Raw genomic sequence first — 19,922 nt, forward strand, 5'->3', positions numbered from 1 at the left:
GCGCCGAGCTCGAACAGAGGCAAGCCGCTGACGGAACAGAAGCCACGCAGGCGCGAACGCACGTCTAGACGCAGTCGAATGGACATATTGCAGTCTCCTTCAGGTCAGGGGCGGTGGGAGGTGTTTGGAAGTCCGGGCGGGGTTTCGAGCAAATAGTCGCCTGACGGATCGAGGCCCTTGAGCTCGGCGACGGCCTCGACGCGCCGTGCCGGGCCCCGCCCTTTGATGAAGACGATCAGGTCGATTGCCTCGGCTATCAGCCGGCGCGGCACTGTTGCGACCGCTTCCTGGATGAGCTGCTCGATCCGGTAGAGTGCAGCGCGGGCAGAGTTGGCATGGACCGTGGCGATCCCGCCGGGGTGCCCCGTATTCCAGGCCTTCAGCATATCGAGGGCTTCGGCCCCTCTGACCTCACCGACGATGATGCGGTCTGGCCGCAAGCGCAGCGTGGAACGAACAAGATCGGCAAGGCTCGCCACTCCCGGCTTGGTCCGGAGCGTCACGGCATCCTTGGCATCGCAGCGCAGCTCACGGGTATCCTCGATGATCACCACCCGCTCTTCGAGGCCGGCGATCTCGGCAAGAAGCGCATTGGCAAGCGTCGTCTTGCCCGAGCCTGTGCCGCCGGCGATCAGGATGCTGCGCGCCTCGGTGACCGCAGCGGTCAGCACCTTTGCCATCAATGGCGATGCAATCTGCGCCTTGACGTAATCGGACAGACGGAACGTGGTCGTTGCGGGCTTGCGGATCGCAAAGCACGGCGCGAGCGAGACCGGCGGCAAGATGCCTTCAAAGCGCTCGCCGGTTTCGGGCAGTTCAGCCGAGACGATGGGAGAGGAACCGCTCGCTTCCGCCCGCACATGGCTGGCGACTAGACGGATGATCCGCTCGGACTCCTGCGGTGTCAGAACGACACTGGTATCAGCGCGGCCCGTCCCGTGCCGATCAAGCCAAAGTCTTCCATCAGGATTGACCATGACCTCGACGACATCAGGCTCTTCCAGAGCGAGCGCGATTGCAGGTCCCATCGCGGTCCGCAGCATTCCCCGGCGTCGTTCGCGAGTTTCTGGCGAGAGGAGATCAGACATTGCCGGCCTCCTCTCGCCCTGCCGGAGAATGCTCCGGCGGCTCGCCCGCCGCTTTCTGCGCGCGGGATCCGATATCGCTGTGTTGGGCAGCGCCCAGAGGGGCGCCCTCCTCGATGTTCCGCATGAACAGATCCGGCTTCGAGGCGCTGACGCGGTCCATGACGTCGGCGACAAGGCGGCCACCTGAGGCGACGCGTTTGCCGACCTGGGCGACAAACATCTCGAACCGCTCGCGTCCGAGCGCGCGAGCTGCATCCTGGTCTTGGGAAGGCAATGGCGGGGTGATGGTCAGGTAGTAGCGGATGAAGAGCGCAATGGTCTCCGCCAGGACGCTCACGTCGCGGTCGGCTCGTTCCAGTTGCCGGCTCATCCGGTCCAGCCTTCGGATCAGCGCCGCATCGCCGCTCGTGTCCCGCTCGGGATTGAGGAAGCGATCCAGCGCAGCATCGACAATGGCTGACTTGTTGGCTCCGGGACGTTTGGCTGCGAGCTCAAGCCGCTGCGCCACGCTATCGCTGACATAGGCTGACAGTTTCGGTTTCATCGGGGATACTCTTCAGAATGAGGGGAGAAGATCGTCATCGTCACGGGTGACGGCGTGGGCGCGGCGTACGGTGCTTGACGCGCTTGCGGCCTGCTGCATCTGGCTGCGGTCGGCGGCGACGTCGGTCTCGTCGTCGAGCAATCGCTCTTCGAAAGCTCGCGGCTCGTTCACGGCGGGTGCGGCCTCGTCGAACAACGGCAATTGCTGCCTGAGCCCACCCTCCTCGCCGCCTCCCTGCATGAGCTCGCGATACGGCAGCGTCGCAAGGCGAAGGTCGGTCGTGCGCACTTCGCCCCGCCAATCGTCGCTGCGGGCTGGCGGCCGATCGGCGTACGCATCGCCTGCCAAGGATGGTGGCTTGCGCAGACGACTGACGAAGTTTGCGTCCTCATAGTGCCGCAGCTTGATCGCCCGGACTGGCGCAAGGCCGGAAACCAGCACGATGGCCTGGTCGGGCGGCAGTTGCATCACTTCGCCGGGCGTCAGCAAAGGGCGCGCGGTTTCCTGACGGCTGACCATGACGTGGCCAAGCCAGGGCGCCAGCCGATGACCGGCATAGTTGCGCTGGGCCCGGAGCTCGGTCGCTGTGCCGAGGGCGTCCGAGATACGCTTGGCGGTGCGCTCGTCATTGGCGGCAAAGGCGATGCGGACGTGACAATTGTCCAGGATCGCGTTGTTCTCGCCATACGCCTTTGCGATCTGGTTGAGCGACTGCGCGATCAGATAAGCGCGGATGCCATAGCCGGCCATGAACGCGAGCGCGCTTTCGAAGAAGTCGAGCCGCCCAAGGGCAGGAAACTCATCCAGCATCATCAGGAGCTGGCGGTGCGTACGGTCGCCTGCCTTGGTATTCAGCGTCTCGGTCAGCCGGCGACCGATCTGGTTGAGGATCAGCCTGATCAGCGGTTTCGTGCGGCTGATGTCCGACGGCGGAACGACGAGATAGAGCGTGACCGGCTTGTCGGCGCTGACGAGGTCGGCGATGCGCCAATCACAAGATTCGGTGTTTCGGCTGACGACGGGATCGCGGTACAGGCCGAGAAAGCTCACGGCGGTCGACAGAACGCCTGAGCGTTCGTTTTCAGACTTGTTGAGCAGCTCTCGCGCGGTCGCGGCGACGACGGGATGCACCTTCGGCTCCGCCTCGGTGCCGAGATGATTGGTTGCCAGCATGATCCGAAGCGTCTTTTCAAAGGACTGCGCAGGGTCGGCTAGGATCTCGGTGACGCGGGTGAGCGTCTTCTTCTCTTCCGCGTAAAGGACGTGAAGAATGACGCCGACCAGCAGCGAATGACTGGTCTTTTCCCAATGGGTTCGGCGTTCGAGCGCCCCTTCGGGGTCGACCAGGATGTCGGCGATGTTCTGGACGTCGCGGACTTCGGCCGCCCCTTTACGCACTTCGAGCAGCGGATTGTAGCGGGCGCTCCGCGAGTCCGTGGGATTGAACAGGAGGCAATGCGAGAATGTCGAGCGCCAGCCGGAGGTCAACTCCCAGTTTTCGCCCTTGATGTCGTGCACCACCGCAGATGACGTCCACGAAAGCAATGTAGGCAACACCAGTCCAACGCCCTTGCCCGACCGGGTCGGCGCAAAACACATGACGTGTTCCGGTCCGTCGTGGCGCAGATAGTTGTTCTCGAGACGACCCAGAAAAACGCCCTTGGACGCGAACAGACCGGCCGTCTTGATTTCCTTCGGCGTTGCCCAGCGTGCCGAACCGTAAGTCGTCACCAACTGGCTTTGGCGCGCGCGCCACACCGAATTGACGATCGCAAAAAGCGCGCCTGCGATGCCGCCAGCTGCAGCAATTGCTCCACCCTCCTCGAACACCTCGGGCGCATAGGCCTCGTAGGCGAACCACCATTCGAACAACCGCCAGGGCAGATAGACGGGGTAGCTGACGACCAAGAACCAGGGCTCGCCCAACCGCTGCTGATAGCCAAGGGCTGCAGCGGTCCATTGAGTTGCTCCCCAGGTTGACGCAACGACGATGCCGAGCACTACCGTAATCTGACCAACGTAGATTTTTGCTGGAAACATTCCGCTCGCCCCACTCACTCACCCCACGTGAGCGGCGTGATGAAAGGGACCAATGCGCTTTGCATTCAATCGAAATAAAAATCGCGCCCGGGAAGCAAGAGCAGGGTCGGTCAGACGCACGAAGGCGAGAAAGATCTCGGTCCAGTCTCGGCGAGGATGATCCAACGCCTCAACAGAAGGTGAGTGACCTGCTCAAGCTGGATGACTCTTGATGGGGACAAGAGCGCCAGGGAGGCAGACTACGAATGAACCGGCACGGAACGCGGACCGTCGCAAGGCCGGCCTGCCGATTCGACGCTCGAACAACGGTTAACCGCTCTTATACTCATCCCGCAAAGTGAGTATAAAGCGCTGGACGTCGGGTTCCAACCCGTTTATACTCAAACCGCAACCTGAGTATAAACCTGGAATCGACCATGCCGGCCCCTTCCCTGGTGAGCCAGACGACTTATGCCGAACTCCTGGAGCGCACCGCGAACGCCGCCTTCCAGGACGCCTTCGCGGACAACGGCTCGTTCACGGCCAAGAGCATCAATGGCCGCAAATATTGGTACTTCCAGACCGGCACTGGCGCCGAACGGTCGCAGCGCTATGTCGGGCCTGAGACGCCGGAGCTGCTGGAGCGTATTGCTCACCATCAGGAAGTTCGCGAAGACGAGCGCGAGCGCCGGGCGCTCGTGTCCACCCTGGTCCGCTCGTTCAGTTTTCCTCGCCCCCTTCCCGAGATCGGCGACATCATCGCGGCGCTTGCAAAGGCCGGCGTCTTTCGTCTTCGCGGCGTGCTCGTTGGAACGATCGCCTACCAGGCCTACGGCGCCATGCTTGGCGTTCGCCTCTCCGCAGGCTCACTCCAAACCGGCGACGTCGACATTGCCCAGTTCAAGAATGTCTCGGTGGCTGTCGAGGACTCGACGCCCCCTGTTCTGGACGTGCTGAAGGAAGTCGACAAATCCTTTCGTGCCGTCCCTCACATATCTGATGGCCGGCGCGTGACCAGCTATGCCGCCAAAGGGGGCTTGCGCGTCGACTTTCTCACGCCCCACGAGGGCAAGGAGACCGGCCGCCCCCAAAAGCTGCCCGCCCTGAACACGGATGCCCAGCCGCTGCGCTTCCTGGATTTCCTGATCCGCGATCCCGAGCCCGCGGTCATCCTGCACGGCCCCGGCATCTACGTGCACGTGCCGGCTCCGGCGCGCTATGCCGTCCACAAGCTCATCATCTCCCGCAGGCGCCCGGAAGGGTTTGCAAAGCGCGACAAGGATCTGCAGCAGTCCGAGGCCTTGCTTTCGGCCCTGGCTGAAAAGCGACCCCATGAGCTGAAATCGGCATGGGACGAAGCGCATGGCCGCGGCCCCAAATGGCGCCAGTTGATGCTAGAGGGGCTTGCCTTGCTCTCGACCACCGTTCGGGACGAGGTGCTCAAGACCATTGGCGCGCCTCGCTCGATTATTCCAAGTATAGATCTTTCGTTCGACAATCCTCCTGCGCGCTATGACTTCAGCCGCGACGTCGTGACGTTCCAAGGACAGGCGCTCGGCGGCGCGGTCAACTGCGCAGTCAGCCGCGAAGCTCTGGACGACCATTTCGGGGCCGATGGTCTCGGGCAAGAGGGTCGGGTGGAAGCGTTCCTCAAGAATAGATCGAAGATCGAGGAGATCGCGCGTGCCAAATACCTCTCCGCTCCGGTGGACGAGCCCGGTGCCGTCCTGGTCAAAACCTCCGACGTCGAGAGTTTTGCGAGACGAGCCCCCAAGCGAAAGTAAGTCCCCGTCATCGTCCGATCCCACGCTTGATGCCGATCGACCACGATATACCCTCCCCGCCGGCCTGACCGGTGACCAATTGCCCGCGCGCTCGCTCCAGCACCGGCCGCCACGGCACCAGCGTGAACTCATGGGATCGCTCGATCAGCGCGAACCGCCCACTGTTCAGCGTCAGCATGCGCCGGTAGACGCCCTCGATCTTGTCACCGGCCGTGACGTCGACATGTTCAAGGCCGGTGCGCGCGGATATCTCGGCCGCAGTCCTCGCCAGCTCCCGCGCCTCGAGCGTCTCGAGCATGTTCCGGGCAAAACGCATCTGGCCGCCTTCCTCTCGCGCCAGCCCCTGCTCGATCAGCCATTGCCGTCTTGTTCGAAGCGCCGTCTCCACCTCCGCCCCAAAGCCGGTCGATGCGAGCCCATCGGGCTCCTTCCTAACAAGCTTGCGGTCGAGCCAGGTGGCGCCCAGCGCCTGCGGCAGATCCTCGAGCCGTTGCCATGACAGCACCGCGGCCCGCACCGGATTGCGCGTTTGCTGGAGTTTCTCGTATTCAAGCGCCCGGTCCAGATAATCCCGTCCTACGCTCCAGCTGCCATCGGCAAGCCGGCTGACCATTTCTTCGCGCCGCATCGCCTCCAGGCGACGTACGTGGGATCCGACAAATTCGCCGGATGCTTGCGGATCGAATCCCCAATGCAAGCGGTCGCTGTAGATGCCGCCATGGCGGGCCGCGACGCTAGCGATCGTGCGATCGATTGCGCGCGGCTCCGCGCCGCGCGCCCGGAGTTCCAGGATCGTGTTCCGGACGGGTGCCTCTTCGTTCGCCCGAAGGCTACCGATCTCGGCATAGTGCGTCCGCCCGTCCACTCCATCGATCACGACATAGCGGCGCTCCCTCAGTTCGTCCGCAAATCCCTCGCCAATGACCCGCCCAACCAGGCGATGAGCGCCGCCTTCCGGGTCGAAGATCGCGTAGTCGCCGGCCGCCCGCGTAATTCCTGCGGCGGCCATCTCTCGGTGCATGGTCTTGATGATGTCGCCGCGTTCGCCCATGCGTCTGAGCTTTGGCTCGAGCTCAGCGTCGATCCGCCAACGCCCCGGCCCAGTCTCTTCTGCCAACCCCATCCGCTCCAAGGTTCGAAGCCGTCCGATCCGCGCCGTTTGCCAGGCGGGCTCCCGTCCAGACAGAGCGCCCACCTCAAAAGCTCCGCCAGGCGCATCTCGCAGGATACTCCGGTCAAGCCGCGTGAGCCGCTCGGCCGTGATCTCCTGCTGAAGCTTGCGCGCGATCTCGATCTCCGTTTCAGGGCCGAACTCTCGCGTGATGAGTTCCGCAGCCCGTGACCGAAAGCCGTGAGCGATATAGTCGCGTGCGATGACGAGGTCGTTTCCTTCGCCATCCTGGCCGCGCAGGACGATGTGGGTATGGGGATGGCCGGTGTTGAAATGATCGGCGGCAACCCAGTCGAGCTTGGTGCCTAGATCCTGCTCCATCTGCCGCATGAGGTCGCGGACGAAGGGTTTCAGGTCCGCCAGCTCAGCGCTGTCCTCCGGCGCCACGATAAACCGGAACTGGTGGCGATCACCGGCGCTGCGCTCCGCAAAACTCTTGCCATCGGCGCGGTCATTGCCGGCGTCGTAGAGCTCCCCCGGCTCGCCCTCGCGTGTGACGCCGTCGCGCTGGACGTACCGCAGGTGAGCCCGCACGGCACCCAGGTCACCGGACTTGATCCGCACGATCCGGGCCTTGACCACGACACGGCGTTGGCCTCGGCTTCGTCCGCGCTGCGCGAATACCGTCCCTTGCGCGCGGCCGCGGCCGATGCGGCCGCCTGTGAACGACGAACCGGCCCGCGCACTGGCGCCGGCCTTGCTCGCTTCCTGCCTGATACGTCGAAGATAGCTGGTCGCTTTCCCAGGCCTGCGATTGCCGATCCGCCCAGGCTTCACTTCGAATTCGTCGTCGTCGATGCCGGCCATGACGCAAGTCCCCGTTGCAAGAGCGCGGATATGTGAACCCAGCGCTCGGCTGCCAAGTCGCAGACGCAATCCATGAGCGCGATCGTTGCTTTAGAACTCGCTTGGCGACATCGCGGTTAGCCGTGTCGCCAACACTTGGATGTGCAGACAACGGCTTAAGTGCCCTCAAGCGCCAATGCTTTTATCTTGCCCTCCCGCCTTCCCTCGTCGTGGTCCGGTCGCTGGTGCCAAGGTCCAACTTCCAAGCCAACAGACTTTCAGTACTCGCGGCGATTTGCGACAAAATGCAGCTCGGGTCATTGCGGTAGATCCTTCAAAAGTGCCTGCCCCGAACACGTCGGCTGGTGGCCGATTCATTGCGAAAGAGCCGTCGCGACTTGGCAGTTGAATTGCGAAGCCACCACTGTTTGCGAGCGTTTGCGATAGCGATCGTTACCCGAAGGGCCGAGACACCCGTAGGGTGGCCCGGTGAGGAGCGAAGCGACGAGTAGAGCGCGGGCCGAAGGCATCGCCCAAATGCTATGAGCACGTTAATATCGCACTCCTCTCGAACTCTTGCCCGCGTGAGCGAGGGTCCTTTAGTAGCAAACCCGAAAGTCTTAGCGTCACGATCGTGTTGCAGCGTTTCGAATGCAAACTGCATGTATGTCCGTCACGGGGCGCCAGCGAACCTGGAAACTGACGGCTGATATCACGAGCTGACCGGTGTGCAGCCGGCCGACGCTTACTTTCCTTCCGGCCGTTGATCTCGATGAATGAGCTTGCTTCGTGCGCGCCGCGACTCCCTGCTGACAGATGTGGCGGGCGCGCGCAAAGCTCGTGCGCGCCCTTTTCGGACGCGCACGAGCCTGTGGTTCTTGATGTCAAAGATCCGGATTCCACGTCCAGATCGGCCGCGCGACACCCAGGATATCGCACCGCAGCACCGGGCCGAAATACCGCGAATCGAACGAATGCGGATGCGGCTGCAGCAGGAAATATTCTCCCTCCACCAGCCTCATACAGCCCTCCCAGGCCGGCAGCGGCCGCCCTTCCCGGTCCTTCTCGAGCACCTCGGCGGTGACCTTGCCATTGATGGAGATCGTGCCGATCGGCGCCTTGGCCCGGCAGATCTCGTCTCCGCCGATTGCCTCCACCCGCTTCAAAAGGGGCACAGGGACGGGCAAGATCTCGTGCGCGATGATGAGGAGTTCGATCCCAGGGGGCGGCTTGAAGACCGCGAGCTCACCGCGCGCCGGCAGTCGCTGCTCCAGATAGTAGAAGCCGAGTGGCGCGCTGCCGGTGGCATTGTAGATCAGCAGCGGCACCGCGGGCGCGGATGACATCAGAAGGGTGACGATGCCGGCGCACATGGCCGACAGAGTGGTGGCCTGCCGCCACAGTCTCGTGCGATCAATCCGCATCGGAGGTCGACCTCCTCTTGTTCGCATGCGACCATTCGACGAGGTCTTCGATGTGATAGCGGACATAGCGTCCGTGCTTGCGGTAGGCGGGTCCCCGGCCCTGTACCCGCATCTTCTCAAGCGTGTTCTTGGTCAGCCGCAGCCAGGCGGCCGCCTCCACCGTGTTGAGGAACGGCTTGTCCGGCTCCTTGTCGTCAGTTTTCGTCATCCAACTTTTCCTTCCCGCACTCAGCACACCCAGAGAATGCGAGAAGAAGCGTCGTCAGATCGCAGGCGTTTTGGGGAGTGGCGAAGATGGAAGCTTCTGTTTCGCCATCCCGCGCGAGCAAAATTCGTCAAAAAGAAAACGGAAAATTCGATCAGCCCAGAAGATCGCGATAGCCGCCCTTCATCAATTCGGTGCCCTTGGCAACGAGGCGCCGGGTGCGATCACGCAAGAATTGACTATGTCCATGCCAATCCTCAGTAACTTTCTTCTCTCCGAAGATCGCAATTGCGATCTGTCGATATGTCTTGCCCTTCAGGCACTCATCGAGCGCGACGAGGGCGTGATGAAGTCGTTCGTCGCTCGCAAAAGGCTTTTGAATCGCTCTAAAATCGGCCTCGGTGAAGCGTTGCAGTCGCTTCAGGAGTTCGGTCTGAGCTGAGAGATCGTCGAGGTCATGCAGTTCAATGACCGGGACAAACGGCGCTGTCAGGTTGGAAAGGCCGCTGATTTCGACGGGAACGCAAATGCCACTGCGCTTCATCATGACCAGCGGGACGCCGTCGGCATTGATGACCGCCTGCCGATCTGCGTTGAAGTCGGCGAGCCGACGCACTCTCGCCTCCTCGCCTTCGGTCGGCCCCTTCGCATTCAACCTTACCACCTGCTTCAAGGCCTTGGCATGCCAGAACACGTTTGCCTTGTGAGCGCAGAGTTTTGGATCGGCAAACGCGTGTAGTCCCCACTTCTCGGCTCGCGGGAACCGTCGCCTGAGCCGCAATAGCTTGGTCCCGTCGCGCAGTGTGATGCAGGGTAATTGCTGGGGTACGGAGCTTCGCCAGTCAGCGATGTAGTCCGCATTCCGTCGCAAGAACTCCCATGCCCAATCGCAGCCACCATAATCGGCGCGACCGCAGGAAGCGGCCCGATCGTCGGAGCGACCAGGCGTCGAACTCACCGAAGGATTCAAATTGCGCCCCAGCAAAGTGCTTTTCCAGATCGTTCCGGCCAAATGAGGCAAGAGCGCGGCCCTCCCGGCTAGCCGCTCTCACAGACCGTCTGACGCCGCTCCACCGGACTTCCGGATCAGGGCAAAGACGATTGGCGCTATGGCTGGCCAGGCAACCGAGAGGGGACAGGCTGAAAAGATGCTTGGGCGCCTCGGCGATTCCGGCCCGACCCGATCGCAGCGGCGCAACAGACGACGGTTCATCGCGTGCTTGCCCGGTCACGAACTCCAACGAGAGACATGCGGACATCGGAAGGTTAGTCGTGAGGACCATGCGCTTACCCATGCGCGAGCTCGGCTTCCAAACAACGGGAGAAGCGATTTGACAACCTGAACCAGCGCGAGCTTCGCGTCTCAATGTCAATCCGGCAAATTCGATGTTACAGTCTCGACCGTGCTTGCCGATTCCAAGGTCTGCACATTGATTGATTTTGCTTCATGGATTGACGGAGGGCTCATGGCCAAGAAAGCGAAGAAGGCGAAGAAGACCACCGCGAAAAAAGCGAAGAAGACGACAGCGAAAAAAGCCACGAAGAAAAAGAAGTAGGTCTTTTCCTGACCTGCCTCGCCTCCAACCAGGGCGTCCACCGCGATTCTTCAACCTCACTCGTAATCGCATCCCGTCGCTTTGGCGGAGGCGTTCAACGCCGATGATTAAAGCCGGACTACGTGCGTGGTTTTGCGCAATCGGTCCGGCTTTTCATTTGGGGATGCTTCGATGCGGGACGCGCAAGCCTGCCTACGAATTGCGCCCTTCGCCTCAGTTGAGCCCGCCGATCACGGAGGGCATTACCTTGGACAATAGCACCGCCGTCGAGGACAGCGCCGACAGGCAAACAGCGGCTCGGGCGAGACAAATACGCCTCAGCGCCACCGCCTGCGGTTCGGGAAATGCTCTGAACGGGTCCGCCATCATCGGCTCCATAATGCGCGCGCGTTTGCACAAGGCAGACCTATAGGATGAGTCGGGGCCCCCTTATCCGGCTAAATTTACGGCCAGTCCGATTGACCCGAGACGACTCGGCACGCGCCAAATCGGTGTGCGAAGTGGCCTTCGCGCACCGAATCGAGACCGCCAAGATCTGGTAAACAAAACGTTAATAGCTCTGCTGATATAGGCGATTTCGAGGTTGGGTGATGTAATTGCGCGGCGAGAGCGCCCAATATCCGATACCAACCTTCTACGCACCCGCGAATTCGGCAGCCGCGCGTAGAGGCGGGGCGCTCCTTAAGGAGGCGCGCGCGACTTCGCGGAAAGTGAATCATACCACCGCATCATGTCAGGCCTGGTCGCAAGGTCCCCCCTCAGTATTCTCACAAGGCGCATTCAGTCATGCCGCAGATCACTGGCATGGCGGACGGTCGACTTGACGGATGGGGCGGCGCGGCGGTCGTCGCCATCTACGTCCAGTTCTGTAGCCGCAGGACTTTGAGCCACCGGCCGGGCCGATCCTGATTCAGCGGCAGCTATGGCCGCTACAGTGCGCCGCCCTGTCACAAGAAATGCCGAAGCAGACACTCCTGCTCCTGCTCGAAGGGCACCGGGTGAGCCGAAACGTGGACGATATCGTCTGATGGGCGCCTTTGCTCCAGCCTCGGCCCGAGACTGGAGCGCTTGCTCCGGAGGAGGAAGCCCCGCCCGGCGGACCGGACGGGGCCTGGAGCGGCGCTCTCAGTCGCCGTTCTTGCGCGGCCGCGACCACAGAAGGGTGTAGCCCTCGCCGGCTTCGTCATCGAACAGGTTCGCGTAGATCGGCGCGTTGAACGAGGGGTCGTCGAGCTTGAGCGAGAGGTAGTCGCGGCCCTCCTCGGAACACTTCGACCAGGCTGCCCCGATCTCAGCCCGGCCCACATAGATGCGGTGGCTGGGAGCGTTGTCGTTGGATCGGTTGGTCTCGGCGACGATACGGACGCCCTTGGCCTGCAGGCTCAAGGTGACGATCTCGCCCTGGAAGTCGTTGCCGACCTTCTTGAAAGAACCGATGTTAGCCATGTCACTTCTCCTGTCGTGCTTCGAGCCCGCGACCATCGCGGCCTCGATGGCGATCTGCAGGCCGAGGACGATCGGCGACGCACCCGCTCGCGGGCCGAAGCGTAGCGGAGGACGTCGTTGCGCGACTTTCTTGCCTCGCGAGGAATGGGCGCAGCCCAGGGGAAGAAAGTCGCAACAACGGCGTTGCGGCTCAGACGATCGAGGCGCAGCCGGTCTTCGGCCAGATCAAGCCATCAAAGAGGTCACGTGGTCCGCGTGCTGAACCATAATCTCAAGGAGAAAGCTGGCGAATCTCGGTTCTGCTGAACAAGGGGTTGGTACGGTTCGGCGCAGAAGGAGAAATAATTTGCCGCAAAGGGCGGTATCGTCCCGGAAAGAATGATCGGACGCAGCGCGCCGCTCGACTGCAGCTATGTGGGCCAGACAGAGACCGGTACGGCTTGCTTAAGCGCCCCGAGGCGGGAGCGCAGTTACCTCTCGCTCAAGCTCGATGATCCCTCGTTCAACGTGACGCCCCGTGCCGTCTTGCTCGACGGATGATGGCGACGAAGCCTCACCGCTCGTGCGCGGCGGCTCTGAGAACCGGTTCAGGCGCATTCTCCACCACCCCGGCCGACTCCGACGGGCGGTTCTCCGCAAACACGGTCAAACGCGTCCATGCCGTGCCGCCAATGCAAACCGCACCTAGGCTCGCGAAGACCTCGCGCCCAGCAAGCGAAGGCACCCCAATTTGCGATAGGCCAAACACCACATGATAGCCAGCGATTGCCGCAGGGACGGCGAATGCGGCTCCGATCACAACGCGCAAGATCAAGGACCGACTAAGGGCGACGGCGAGCTGACCCGCGGCAAGCGTCAGCGTGCCAGAAGCAATTCCGATAAGCAGTGCGCCGAAGACGCCCGCGCCATGACGATATGCCAAGATCCCGGCACTGAGTGCGACGAAAAACGGCAGGGCATGCACTGCGAGCGCAAAGGTCACCCAGCAGAACAGACCGATACCAAGTATGTTGAGAACAAGCCCGAACGCGAGCATGGTGGTGGCTCCATGTGCATGGATTTATCAATCGCGCCTTCCACCACCACCACGGCGCGAGTTTTAATATACAAATCGGGAACGAGGCGGAGTTGGGGCAGCTGCAACTCCGCTTGGACACCGCGGAGGCGAGACGACGGCGCTCACGCGCCGCCGAACCTCCAAACGGGAATGCCGAGCCGCTTCGCTTTGTCGGCGAGATTGTCCTGAATTCCCGTGCCCGGGAAATGCACGACGCCGATTGGCAGGAGTTCAAGCATGGCGTCGTTGCGCTTGAAGGGGGCTGCCTTGGCATGTTTCGTCCAGTCGGGCTTGAAGGCGATCTGAGGCACCTTGCGATTGGTCGCCCATTTCGCAGCGATCAGTTCAGCGCCTTTCGGGGAGCCGCCATGGAGGAGGACCATGTCGGGATGCTTGGCATGAACCTTGTCGAGCCGATCCCAGATCAGGTGATGATCGTTGAAATCGAGCCCGCCAGTGAGTGCAATCTTCGGCCCCGGCGGCAACATGACCTCAGTCTCGGCGCGGCGTTTTGCTGCGATGAAGTCACGGGAGTCGATCATTGCCGCGGTTAGCGTGCGGTGATTGACCAATGATCCCGACCGAGGACGCCAGGCCGAGCCGGTGTGGACCTCAAATCGCTCGATGGCCTGATCCCGGAACAATTCCAGGCAATTGCGACGCTCGATCAGTGAGATGCCTTCGGCCGTCAGGCGCTCGAGTTCGACCGATCGCACTTCCGAGCCGTTCTGCTCGCGCTGGCTCTTGTGCTGCGCCTGCTCGTTGTCGTCGAGCTGGCGTTCGATGCGGTCGACGGCACGATGGAACAGGTTGACTGTCGACCAGAGCAGATCGTCAAGGTCGGTTTCAAGCCGCGTGTCGTTCAAGGTCGCAACCAGGGCGTCGAAGATATCGACTACGGCGCCGGCGATCATCTTGCCCTCCGGGAGCGGTCTTGGATCGGGCTGCTCGTCGAAGGGACGATAGCCGAAGAGCTGTAATTCGGTGAGGACGTGGTCAGTTGAAGAAGAGGCGTGCGGCGATTCGATATCGTCATGGTCGGCCATGAGAAGAGGTCCTTTGCCGGATCGGCCGCGACCATCGCGGCCTTCGTGGCGATCCTCTGACGGCAGGCGGAACGGGCCAGCACCCGACGGGGGCCGAAGCGACAGCGGAGGATGGCGGAGGCCGGCTATTTTGCTTCGCGATGCAAAGCGCGCTGGCCAACCGCATGATGTGTCTTCGCATCGCGGCGCGCGGCGGAAAATAGCCGGACGCAGCCATTGCCGGCCCGGGCCGCTTGCCGTCCGATCGCCCTCTAGAAGGCCGAGGTCGCGTCCTCTTCCGGTATTGGCCTCGCTTATGACCGGCCTATCAACGTTGGTCAAAGGCCGGGACCTATTCCGCGGCCACCGTCGGGTGAATGCAGGAAGCGAACGACGTCCTCTGGCACGAGTTGGAACCGCAAGGCCGCTTCGAGGGCATCGAGACCGAAGACATGGAGATCTTCGTTGAAGTCGCCCAACCGAGGCGACAGCGCGATCGCCTCAATGCCGAGGTCCGTTGCACGCTGAGTCAGAATGGCCTGCACCGCACCCCCGGCGGCATCGGCATCGCGGGCGATATAGAGCCGGCGTAGGCTTGACGGCAGCATGATGGCCGAGAGGTGATTGGCCGAAAGCGCCGCGGCCATCGGCATGGTCGGGAGCACGCAGCGTATGGACAGCATGGTCTCTATGCCCTCGCCGGCAGCGAGCACGTCGTCTACGGCGCCGAAGCGAACGGCATTGCCGAGAAGGCCGCCCATGGCCCGTCGCGGTGTGCCGACCGGGGCCTTGCCGAGCCGAATGCGATCAAAGCCATCCGGATCGAGCCAGGTGCGGTGCACGCCAGTGATCTGTCCGTCGAGGTCCGTGACGCAGGCAATCATCGCCGGCCAGGTCTCGGTCGGCAGATGGTCGTCCGGCCGATAGTAGCAACGTGGGTGGAAGCGTAGGGAGCCACCATGGTGGACGTGGGTTATTCCGCGGCGCTGCAAGTACGTTTCAGCCACCGTCCCCTCGATCGGGCTGGATATCGCAAAGAGCCGAGCGGCGGATTTCTGCGACCCGGTCGGAACTAGCGAACGAATGGGCTTCGGGGCCGATTGCTGCGCTGAACGAGGCAGCCCCAGAAACCGCCTCGCTTCCTCGGCGACCTCGCGGAAGTCTCGCAAGCCCAGGCTCTCGCGGATGATGTCGAGGAGATCACCATGCTCGCCGGTCGCAGCATCGGTCCACTTGCCGGCCGGGCCCTTCGGTGAGTCCTGAAGCCGCACGAACAGTGAGCGGCCCTTGGTGTTGTGGACGTCGCCAACCACCCAGTACCGCCCCGCCCGCTTGCCATTGGAGAGATAGTGTCGACAAACCGTCTCCGCCTCGCGCGCGAGGCGGCCCGCCAGTTCGGAAGCATCGCGAGGCATCAGGCGGCCTCCCGCTCGCTGGCACGCTCGACCGGATAGCGATCGAGCACCTTCGACAAGACCTCGACACCGCTCGCATCCGTAGGCACGAACATGCGCAGCTTCCAAGAGATGATTTCTCCAAAGAGGCCGTAGGCCCGCAAGCGATCGCGCATCGTGTCGTTGAAACCCGACAGCTCGATGCGGTGTACGCTCATCACACGGACGCGGCGAAGCTGGAGCCCCTCCGTTAGCTCGAGGATGGTCCGCCCCTCCTTGAGCGCGGCAAAGGCAGCGTCCGGCGTCAACGCCGGCGCATCAGCCGCAAGGACGTTTGCGACCCAGGTGGCCGAGACCTTGCGGCCGATGATCTGCTCGCCCACGTCGGTCTGGAGCCGATAGACGCGGGTCGATTCGTTCGGCAGCCGCTTCCAGATCGGCAGCAACAAGCCGGCCACGACGTGGATCGCACTTTCCGTGAACGCTGGGATCTCGGCAAGCTCCGCCAGCCAGGCCGCGGCGAAGCGCTTACGGTCCGCCTCGACCCAATGGCTCTCCGCCATCATCTTCAAGGGAGCGCTATGCTGCTCCACCGGCCGGATCAGGCGGGCGCGCTGCTCGATCTCACCGTCATCAAGCATGAAGCTCGGAGCTGGCACCTGCACCGCAGCTCGTCCCGAGCGCTCATTGATCAACAGGATTGCGCGAGGATCGGAAAGACGACCGAGGGCGTCATCCAAGCTCACGGGATGATTACGCTGGCGCTGAGCAATCGTGACAAGCCGGGTCTCGGCGCCAGTGCCGGGATGAACGTAAATCGTGCGCCGGTCGGTGACGACAAAACTCTCGGCGCGGAGCGTTTCCAGTCCAACGTCATAACTTCCCGAGGCAACCGCGCCTTCGATCCGAGCCGTCAACAGCTGTTCGAAGACGGTAAACAGGATGTTCTGGAGATCGATCGTGAGCGCTAGCAACCTGTTCAGGAAAGTCGTAATCGGCGGCAGGTCGTCCCCGAGCCCATTGGCATCCGTGAGCTTCAGACCGGTCGCATCCTCGAACCGCTCGAGCGAGCAGCCCTCGACCTTGCCGCGCGCCACGAGGGTGTAGAGCTGGCGCAACGCATCACGGCTGTACTGGCTTTCGAGGTTGTCCTCAGGCCGGAATAAGCCCTGCCCTCCGGTCTGGCGCTGGCCGCGCGTGATTGCGCCCAATGTATCGAGCCGGCGGGCAATGGTGCTGAGAAAGCGCTTTTCGGCCTTCACGTCGGTCGCGATGGGACGAAACAGCGGCGGCTGTGCCTGGTTGGTCCGGTTCGTCCGGCCGAGGCCCTGGATCGCGGCGTCCGCCTTCCAGCCGGGCTCGAGCAGATAGTGGACCCGCAGGCGGCGATTCCGCGCTGACAGCTCGGCATGGTAGCTCCTGCCCGTGCCGCCCGCGTCGGAGAACACAAGGATCCGCTTGACATCGTCCATAAAGGCCGAGGTCTCGGCGAGGTTGGCCGAACCGGCCCGGCTTTCGACCACCAGCCGGTCGCCCTTGCGAACGATGCGTCGCGAGCGGCCGGTCACCTCCGCGACCAAATCGGTTCCGAAGCGCTGGATCAACTGGTCCAGCGCGCCCGGGACCGGCGGCAGCGAGGCGAGCTTCTCGATGAGGCGGTCGCGGCGGGCGACGGCGTCCCGGCTCTCGACCGGTTGGCCGTCACGATAGACAGGCCGGGAGCAGAGATTACCCTCCTGGTCGGTGAACGGCTCGTAGAGTTGGACCGGAAAGGAATGGGCGAGAAAATCGAGGACATACTCGCGCGGCGTGATGTCGACCTGGACGTCCCCCCAGTCCTCCGTTGGTATCTCGGCCAGCCGGCGCTCCATCAGCGCCTCGCCGGTCGAGACGATCTGGACGACGGCGGCATGGCCCGCCTCAAGGTCGCGTTCGATCGAGCGGATCAAGGATGGCGTCTTCATCGAGGTCAGGAGGTGGCCAAAGAAGCGCTGCTTCGCGCCTTCAAAGGCAGATCGCGCCGCTGATTTCGCCTGGCCGTTCAGCGTTCCGGTTTCGCCGGTGATGTTGGCGGCTCGCATTGCCGCGTCGAGGTTGTTGTGGATGATGCTGAACGCACCTGCATAGGTGTCGTAGATGCGAATCTGCTCGGACGTAAGCTGGTGCTCGACGAGTTCGTACGCGACGCCCTCGTAAGAGAGCGAACGGGCCGCGTAGAGGCCGAGCGCCTTGAGGTCGCGCGCGAGCACCTCCATGGCCGCAACGCCGCCGCCCTCGATCGCCTCGACGAACTCGGCTCGCGTCGCAAACGGGAAATCATCGCCACCCCACAATCCCAGCCGCTGGGCGTAGGCTAGATTGTGAACGGTCGTGGCACCCGTCGCCGAGACATAGACGACGCGGGCATTCGGCAAGGCGTGCTGGAGCCTCAGCCCGGCCCGCCCCTGCTGAGAGGCCGCCTGGTCGCCGCGCTCGCCCTTCTGGCCTGCCGCGTTCTGCATCGCGTGGCTCTCGTCGAAGACAATGACTCCGTCGAAGTCTGAGCCCAACCATTCGACAATCTGCCGCACGCGCGAAAGCTTCTCGCCACGCTCGTTGGTCCGCAGCGTAGCGTAGGTGGTGAATAGGACACCTTCCGCGAGCCGGATCGGTGTGCCCTGCCGGAAACGTGACAGCGGCGTCACGAGCAACCGCTCCATGCCGAGCGCGGACCAATCGCGCTGGGCATCTTCGATCAGCTTGTCGGATTTGCTGATCCAGACCGCTCGGCGGCGGCCCTTCAGCCAGTTGTCGAGCAGGATGCCTGCGGCCTGCCGACCCTTGCCCGCTCCGGTCCCATCGCCCAGAAACCACCCACGACGGAAGCGGACGGCATTTTCTGCATCGTCGCGCGCAGCCGCCACGACATCAAAGGTCGCATCCACTGTCCAGGAACCCGCAAGAAACTCGGAATGCGCCTCGCCGGCATAGATGACGCTCTCAAGCTGGGCGTCGGACAGGATGCCATCCGCCACAAGCTTGGCCAGCAGATGTGGCCGGTAAGACGGCTTCGGCGGCGCGACCGAGGCCATCGCGGCGGACTGAACGAGTTTGGTCGGATGCCCATGCGCATCCGGAATACGGATCGCCTGCAGCGCGTATTCCTCATAAAGCGCGTCAGTCAGTCGAGCGCCTTCCGGAGGTGTCCACTCGACCCTTTCGTAGGTGAGTTCGACGCTCTCTGGCGCGCCGTCTCGCGAAGGCGATGACGGGTTGGGTGCAAAAGAGCCGACCGGCCGCGAGGTCGCGGGGCGTCTGATGACGTCGGCCACGACAGGGGTGGCGACAGGCAGCCTCGGCGGCACATGCTGGCTCACCCAGCCGAGCAAGGTAGCGACATCCCCCGCCATGCCCAGCGAAGCCGCAAAGACCTTCGGATCTGTGGCAGGCCGCTTGTCGATCACGAGCAGCCTTGTGTCGGTCTGCGTTCCGTGTTTCGCGTAGACCGCGCCGTCGATGGCGGCAGAAAACACGACCTGCCCGCGCTCCTGGAGACGAACGAAAGCATCTCGCCATGCCGGATTCTCCGGCGCGAGGCTGGCGCCGGTAATGGCGACGAGACGCCCACCCTCGCAAAGACGCGCCAAGGCTGAGGCGACGTGCCGGAGCGCCGCATCCGCCATCCGCCGATCGACGTCCGCCAATGCCGAGAATGGCGGGTTCATCAGGACGACGCTCGGTACGACACCCGCATTGAGGTGATCATCGATCTGGGCGGCGTCGAACCGGGTGACCGTAACGTTGGCAAATATTTCGTCGAGCAAGGCCGCGCGGGCCTCGGCGAGCTCGTTCAACACCAGGGCGCCGCCGGCGAGCTCCGCAAAGATGGCGAGCAAGCCGGTCCCCGCAGAGGGCTCCAAAACCCGGTCGGACGGCGTGACGCCGGCCGCGGTACATGCGGCAAGCCCAAGCGGGATCGGCGTCGAGAATTGTTGAAGGGCCTGGCTATCCTCGGAGCGGCGCGTGTGTGTCGGCATAAGACCGGCGATTCTCGCCAGCATAGGCAGCATCGCGGCCGTTGAGCCAGCCTTGGTCCGGATGGCCGGGCCAAACTTGCGAAGGAACAGGACGGTCGCCGCCTCGCATGCGTCATAAGCGGACTTCCAGTTCCAGGCGCCAGTGGCATCGGAAGAGCCGAGGGCAGCTTCCATGGCGCTACGCAGGACAGCGGCATCGATGCGCCGGCCGCGCTCGAGATCGGTCGAGAGCTGTTGCGCGGCCTTGACGGCGGCGGAGGTGAGAGTTGCAGCGGCGCGCATCGAGAGCGGCGCGGCGGCAGCGCCGCCGGCGAGAGTTTCGGTCATAACTGGGTTTCTTTCGGAGAGCGGGAACGGGTCGAACCATCAGGCGCTCTCCTCAAGACCCGACGGCTCAAACCCTTCCC

14 protein-coding genes are annotated in these 19,922 nt (G+C 63.1%); 1 reads left to right on the forward strand and 13 read right to left on the reverse strand.

The window, feature by feature from the left end; all coding sequences use genetic code 11:
• Window positions 1-104: 104 nt before the first annotated feature.
• Genes trbB through WI560_RS19305 form a run of 3 tightly spaced genes read right to left on the reverse strand, consistent with a single transcriptional unit; the run spans window position 105 to window position 3,672 of the window.
• Window positions 105-1,088: a P-type conjugative transfer ATPase TrbB gene (trbB, locus tag WI560_RS19295; protein WP_375304428.1), complete on the reverse strand. Its 984-nt coding sequence runs from the start codon at window positions 1,086-1,088 to the stop codon at window positions 105-107.
• A complete protein-coding gene (locus tag WI560_RS19300) occupies window positions 1,081-1,632 on the reverse strand; it encodes a CopG family transcriptional regulator (protein ID WP_375304429.1) in 552 nt (183 codons plus the stop codon). The genes trbB and WI560_RS19300 overlap by 8 nt, the downstream gene beginning before the upstream one ends.
• A 12-nt stretch (window positions 1,633-1,644) precedes the next feature.
• A complete protein-coding gene (locus tag WI560_RS19305; RefSeq protein ID WP_375304430.1) occupies window positions 1,645-3,672 on the reverse strand; it encodes a conjugal transfer protein TraG in 2,028 nt (675 codons plus the stop codon).
• 416 nt (window positions 3,673-4,088) lie between these two features.
• Here WI560_RS19305 and WI560_RS19310 point away from each other — a divergent pair, with 416 nt between their 5' ends.
• The gene (locus WI560_RS19310) at window positions 4,089-5,435 is read left to right on the forward strand and encodes a GSU2403 family nucleotidyltransferase fold protein (RefSeq protein ID WP_375304431.1); all 1,347 of its coding nucleotides are present in this window, start codon (window positions 4,089-4,091) and stop codon (window positions 5,433-5,435) included.
• Between the two features lie 7 nt (window positions 5,436-5,442).
• Here the strand turns inward: WI560_RS19310 and rlxS are convergent, their stop codons facing one another.
• The 10 genes from rlxS to WI560_RS19360 all read right to left on the reverse strand — a co-directional run bounded on the left by rlxS (window position 5,443) and on the right by WI560_RS19360 (window position 19,842).
• Window positions 5,443-7,413 carry a relaxase/mobilization nuclease RlxS gene (gene rlxS, locus WI560_RS19315; protein WP_375304432.1) on the reverse strand — a complete coding sequence of 657 codons (1,971 nt, stop codon included), beginning with the start codon at window positions 7,411-7,413 and terminating at the stop codon, window positions 5,443-5,445.
• 863 nt (window positions 7,414-8,276) lie between these two features.
• Window positions 8,277-8,816 (reverse strand): S26 family signal peptidase, encoded by a 540-nt coding sequence (locus tag WI560_RS19320; RefSeq protein ID WP_246919384.1) that lies wholly within the window; start codon window positions 8,814-8,816, stop codon window positions 8,277-8,279.
• The gene (locus WI560_RS19325; RefSeq protein ID WP_246919381.1) at window positions 8,806-9,024 is read right to left on the reverse strand and encodes a helix-turn-helix domain-containing protein; all 219 of its coding nucleotides are present in this window, start codon (window positions 9,022-9,024) and stop codon (window positions 8,806-8,808) included. The genes WI560_RS19320 and WI560_RS19325 overlap by 11 nt, the downstream gene beginning before the upstream one ends.
• 151 nt (window positions 9,025-9,175) lie before the next feature.
• Window positions 9,176-10,042: a DNA -binding domain-containing protein gene (locus tag WI560_RS19330; protein ID WP_375304433.1), complete on the reverse strand. Its 867-nt coding sequence runs from the start codon at window positions 10,040-10,042 to the stop codon at window positions 9,176-9,178.
• A 348-nt stretch (window positions 10,043-10,390) separates the two neighbouring features.
• On the reverse strand, window positions 10,391-10,618 hold the full coding sequence (locus tag WI560_RS19335; RefSeq protein ID WP_375304434.1) for a hypothetical protein: 228 nt from the start codon (window positions 10,616-10,618) through the stop codon (window positions 10,391-10,393).
• A 1,084-nt stretch (window positions 10,619-11,702) separates the two neighbouring features.
• Window positions 11,703-12,023, reverse strand: coding sequence for a DUF736 domain-containing protein (locus WI560_RS19340; RefSeq protein WP_375304435.1), 321 nt, complete (start codon window positions 12,021-12,023; stop codon window positions 11,703-11,705).
• 553 nt (window positions 12,024-12,576) lie between these two features.
• Entirely contained in the window at window positions 12,577-13,059 is a 483-nt protein-coding gene (locus tag WI560_RS19345) for a hypothetical protein (RefSeq protein WP_375304436.1), read from the reverse strand.
• A gap of 143 nt (window positions 13,060-13,202) precedes the next feature.
• Window positions 13,203-14,126 (reverse strand): DUF2493 domain-containing protein, encoded by a 924-nt coding sequence (locus tag WI560_RS19350; protein WP_375308869.1) that lies wholly within the window; start codon window positions 14,124-14,126, stop codon window positions 13,203-13,205.
• Window positions 14,127-14,443: 317 nt separating this feature from the next.
• A complete protein-coding gene (locus tag WI560_RS19355) occupies window positions 14,444-15,520 on the reverse strand; it encodes a toprim domain-containing protein (protein ID WP_375304437.1) in 1,077 nt (358 codons plus the stop codon).
• A complete protein-coding gene (locus WI560_RS19360) occupies window positions 15,520-19,842 on the reverse strand; it encodes a strawberry notch-like NTP hydrolase domain-containing protein (RefSeq protein ID WP_375304438.1) in 4,323 nt (1,440 codons plus the stop codon). The genes WI560_RS19355 and WI560_RS19360 overlap by 1 nt, the downstream gene beginning before the upstream one ends.
• Window positions 19,843-19,922: the final 80 nt, after the last annotated feature.

This window comes from Bradyrhizobium sp. A11, assembly GCF_042077125.1.
GTDB lineage: Bacteria > Pseudomonadota > Alphaproteobacteria > Rhizobiales > Xanthobacteraceae > Bradyrhizobium > Bradyrhizobium japonicum_B.

Coding starts and splice junctions, on each gene's coding strand:
- trbB (WP_375304428.1), bottom strand. CDS start 1,088: ATGTCTGATCTCCTCTCGCCAGAAACTCGCGAACGACGCCGGGGAATG.
- WI560_RS19300 (WP_375304429.1), bottom strand. CDS start 1,632: ATGAAACCGAAACTGTCAGCCTATGTCAGCGATAGCGTGGCGCAGCGG.
- WI560_RS19305 (WP_375304430.1), bottom strand. CDS start 3,672: ATGTTTCCAGCAAAAATCTACGTTGGTCAGATTACGGTAGTGCTCGGC.
- WI560_RS19310 (WP_375304431.1), top strand. CDS start 4,089: ATGCCGGCCCCTTCCCTGGTGAGCCAGACGACTTATGCCGAACTCCTG.
- rlxS (WP_375304432.1), bottom strand. CDS start 7,413: ATGGCCGGCATCGACGACGACGAATTCGAAGTGAAGCCTGGGCGGATC.
- WI560_RS19320 (WP_246919384.1), bottom strand. CDS start 8,816: ATGCGGATTGATCGCACGAGACTGTGGCGGCAGGCCACCACTCTGTCG.
- WI560_RS19325 (WP_246919381.1), bottom strand. CDS start 9,024: ATGACGAAAACTGACGACAAGGAGCCGGACAAGCCGTTCCTCAACACG.
- WI560_RS19340 (WP_375304435.1), bottom strand. CDS start 12,023: ATGGCTAACATCGGTTCTTTCAAGAAGGTCGGCAACGACTTCCAGGGC.
- WI560_RS19345 (WP_375304436.1), bottom strand. CDS start 13,059: ATGCTCGCGTTCGGGCTTGTTCTCAACATACTTGGTATCGGTCTGTTC.
- WI560_RS19350 (WP_375308869.1), bottom strand. CDS start 14,126: ATGGCCGACCATGACGATATCGAATCGCCGCACGCCTCTTCTTCAACT.
- WI560_RS19355 (WP_375304437.1), bottom strand. CDS start 15,520: ATGCCTCGCGATGCTTCCGAACTGGCGGGCCGCCTCGCGCGCGAGGCG.
- WI560_RS19360 (WP_375304438.1), bottom strand. CDS start 19,842: ATGACCGAAACTCTCGCCGGCGGCGCTGCCGCCGCGCCGCTCTCGATG.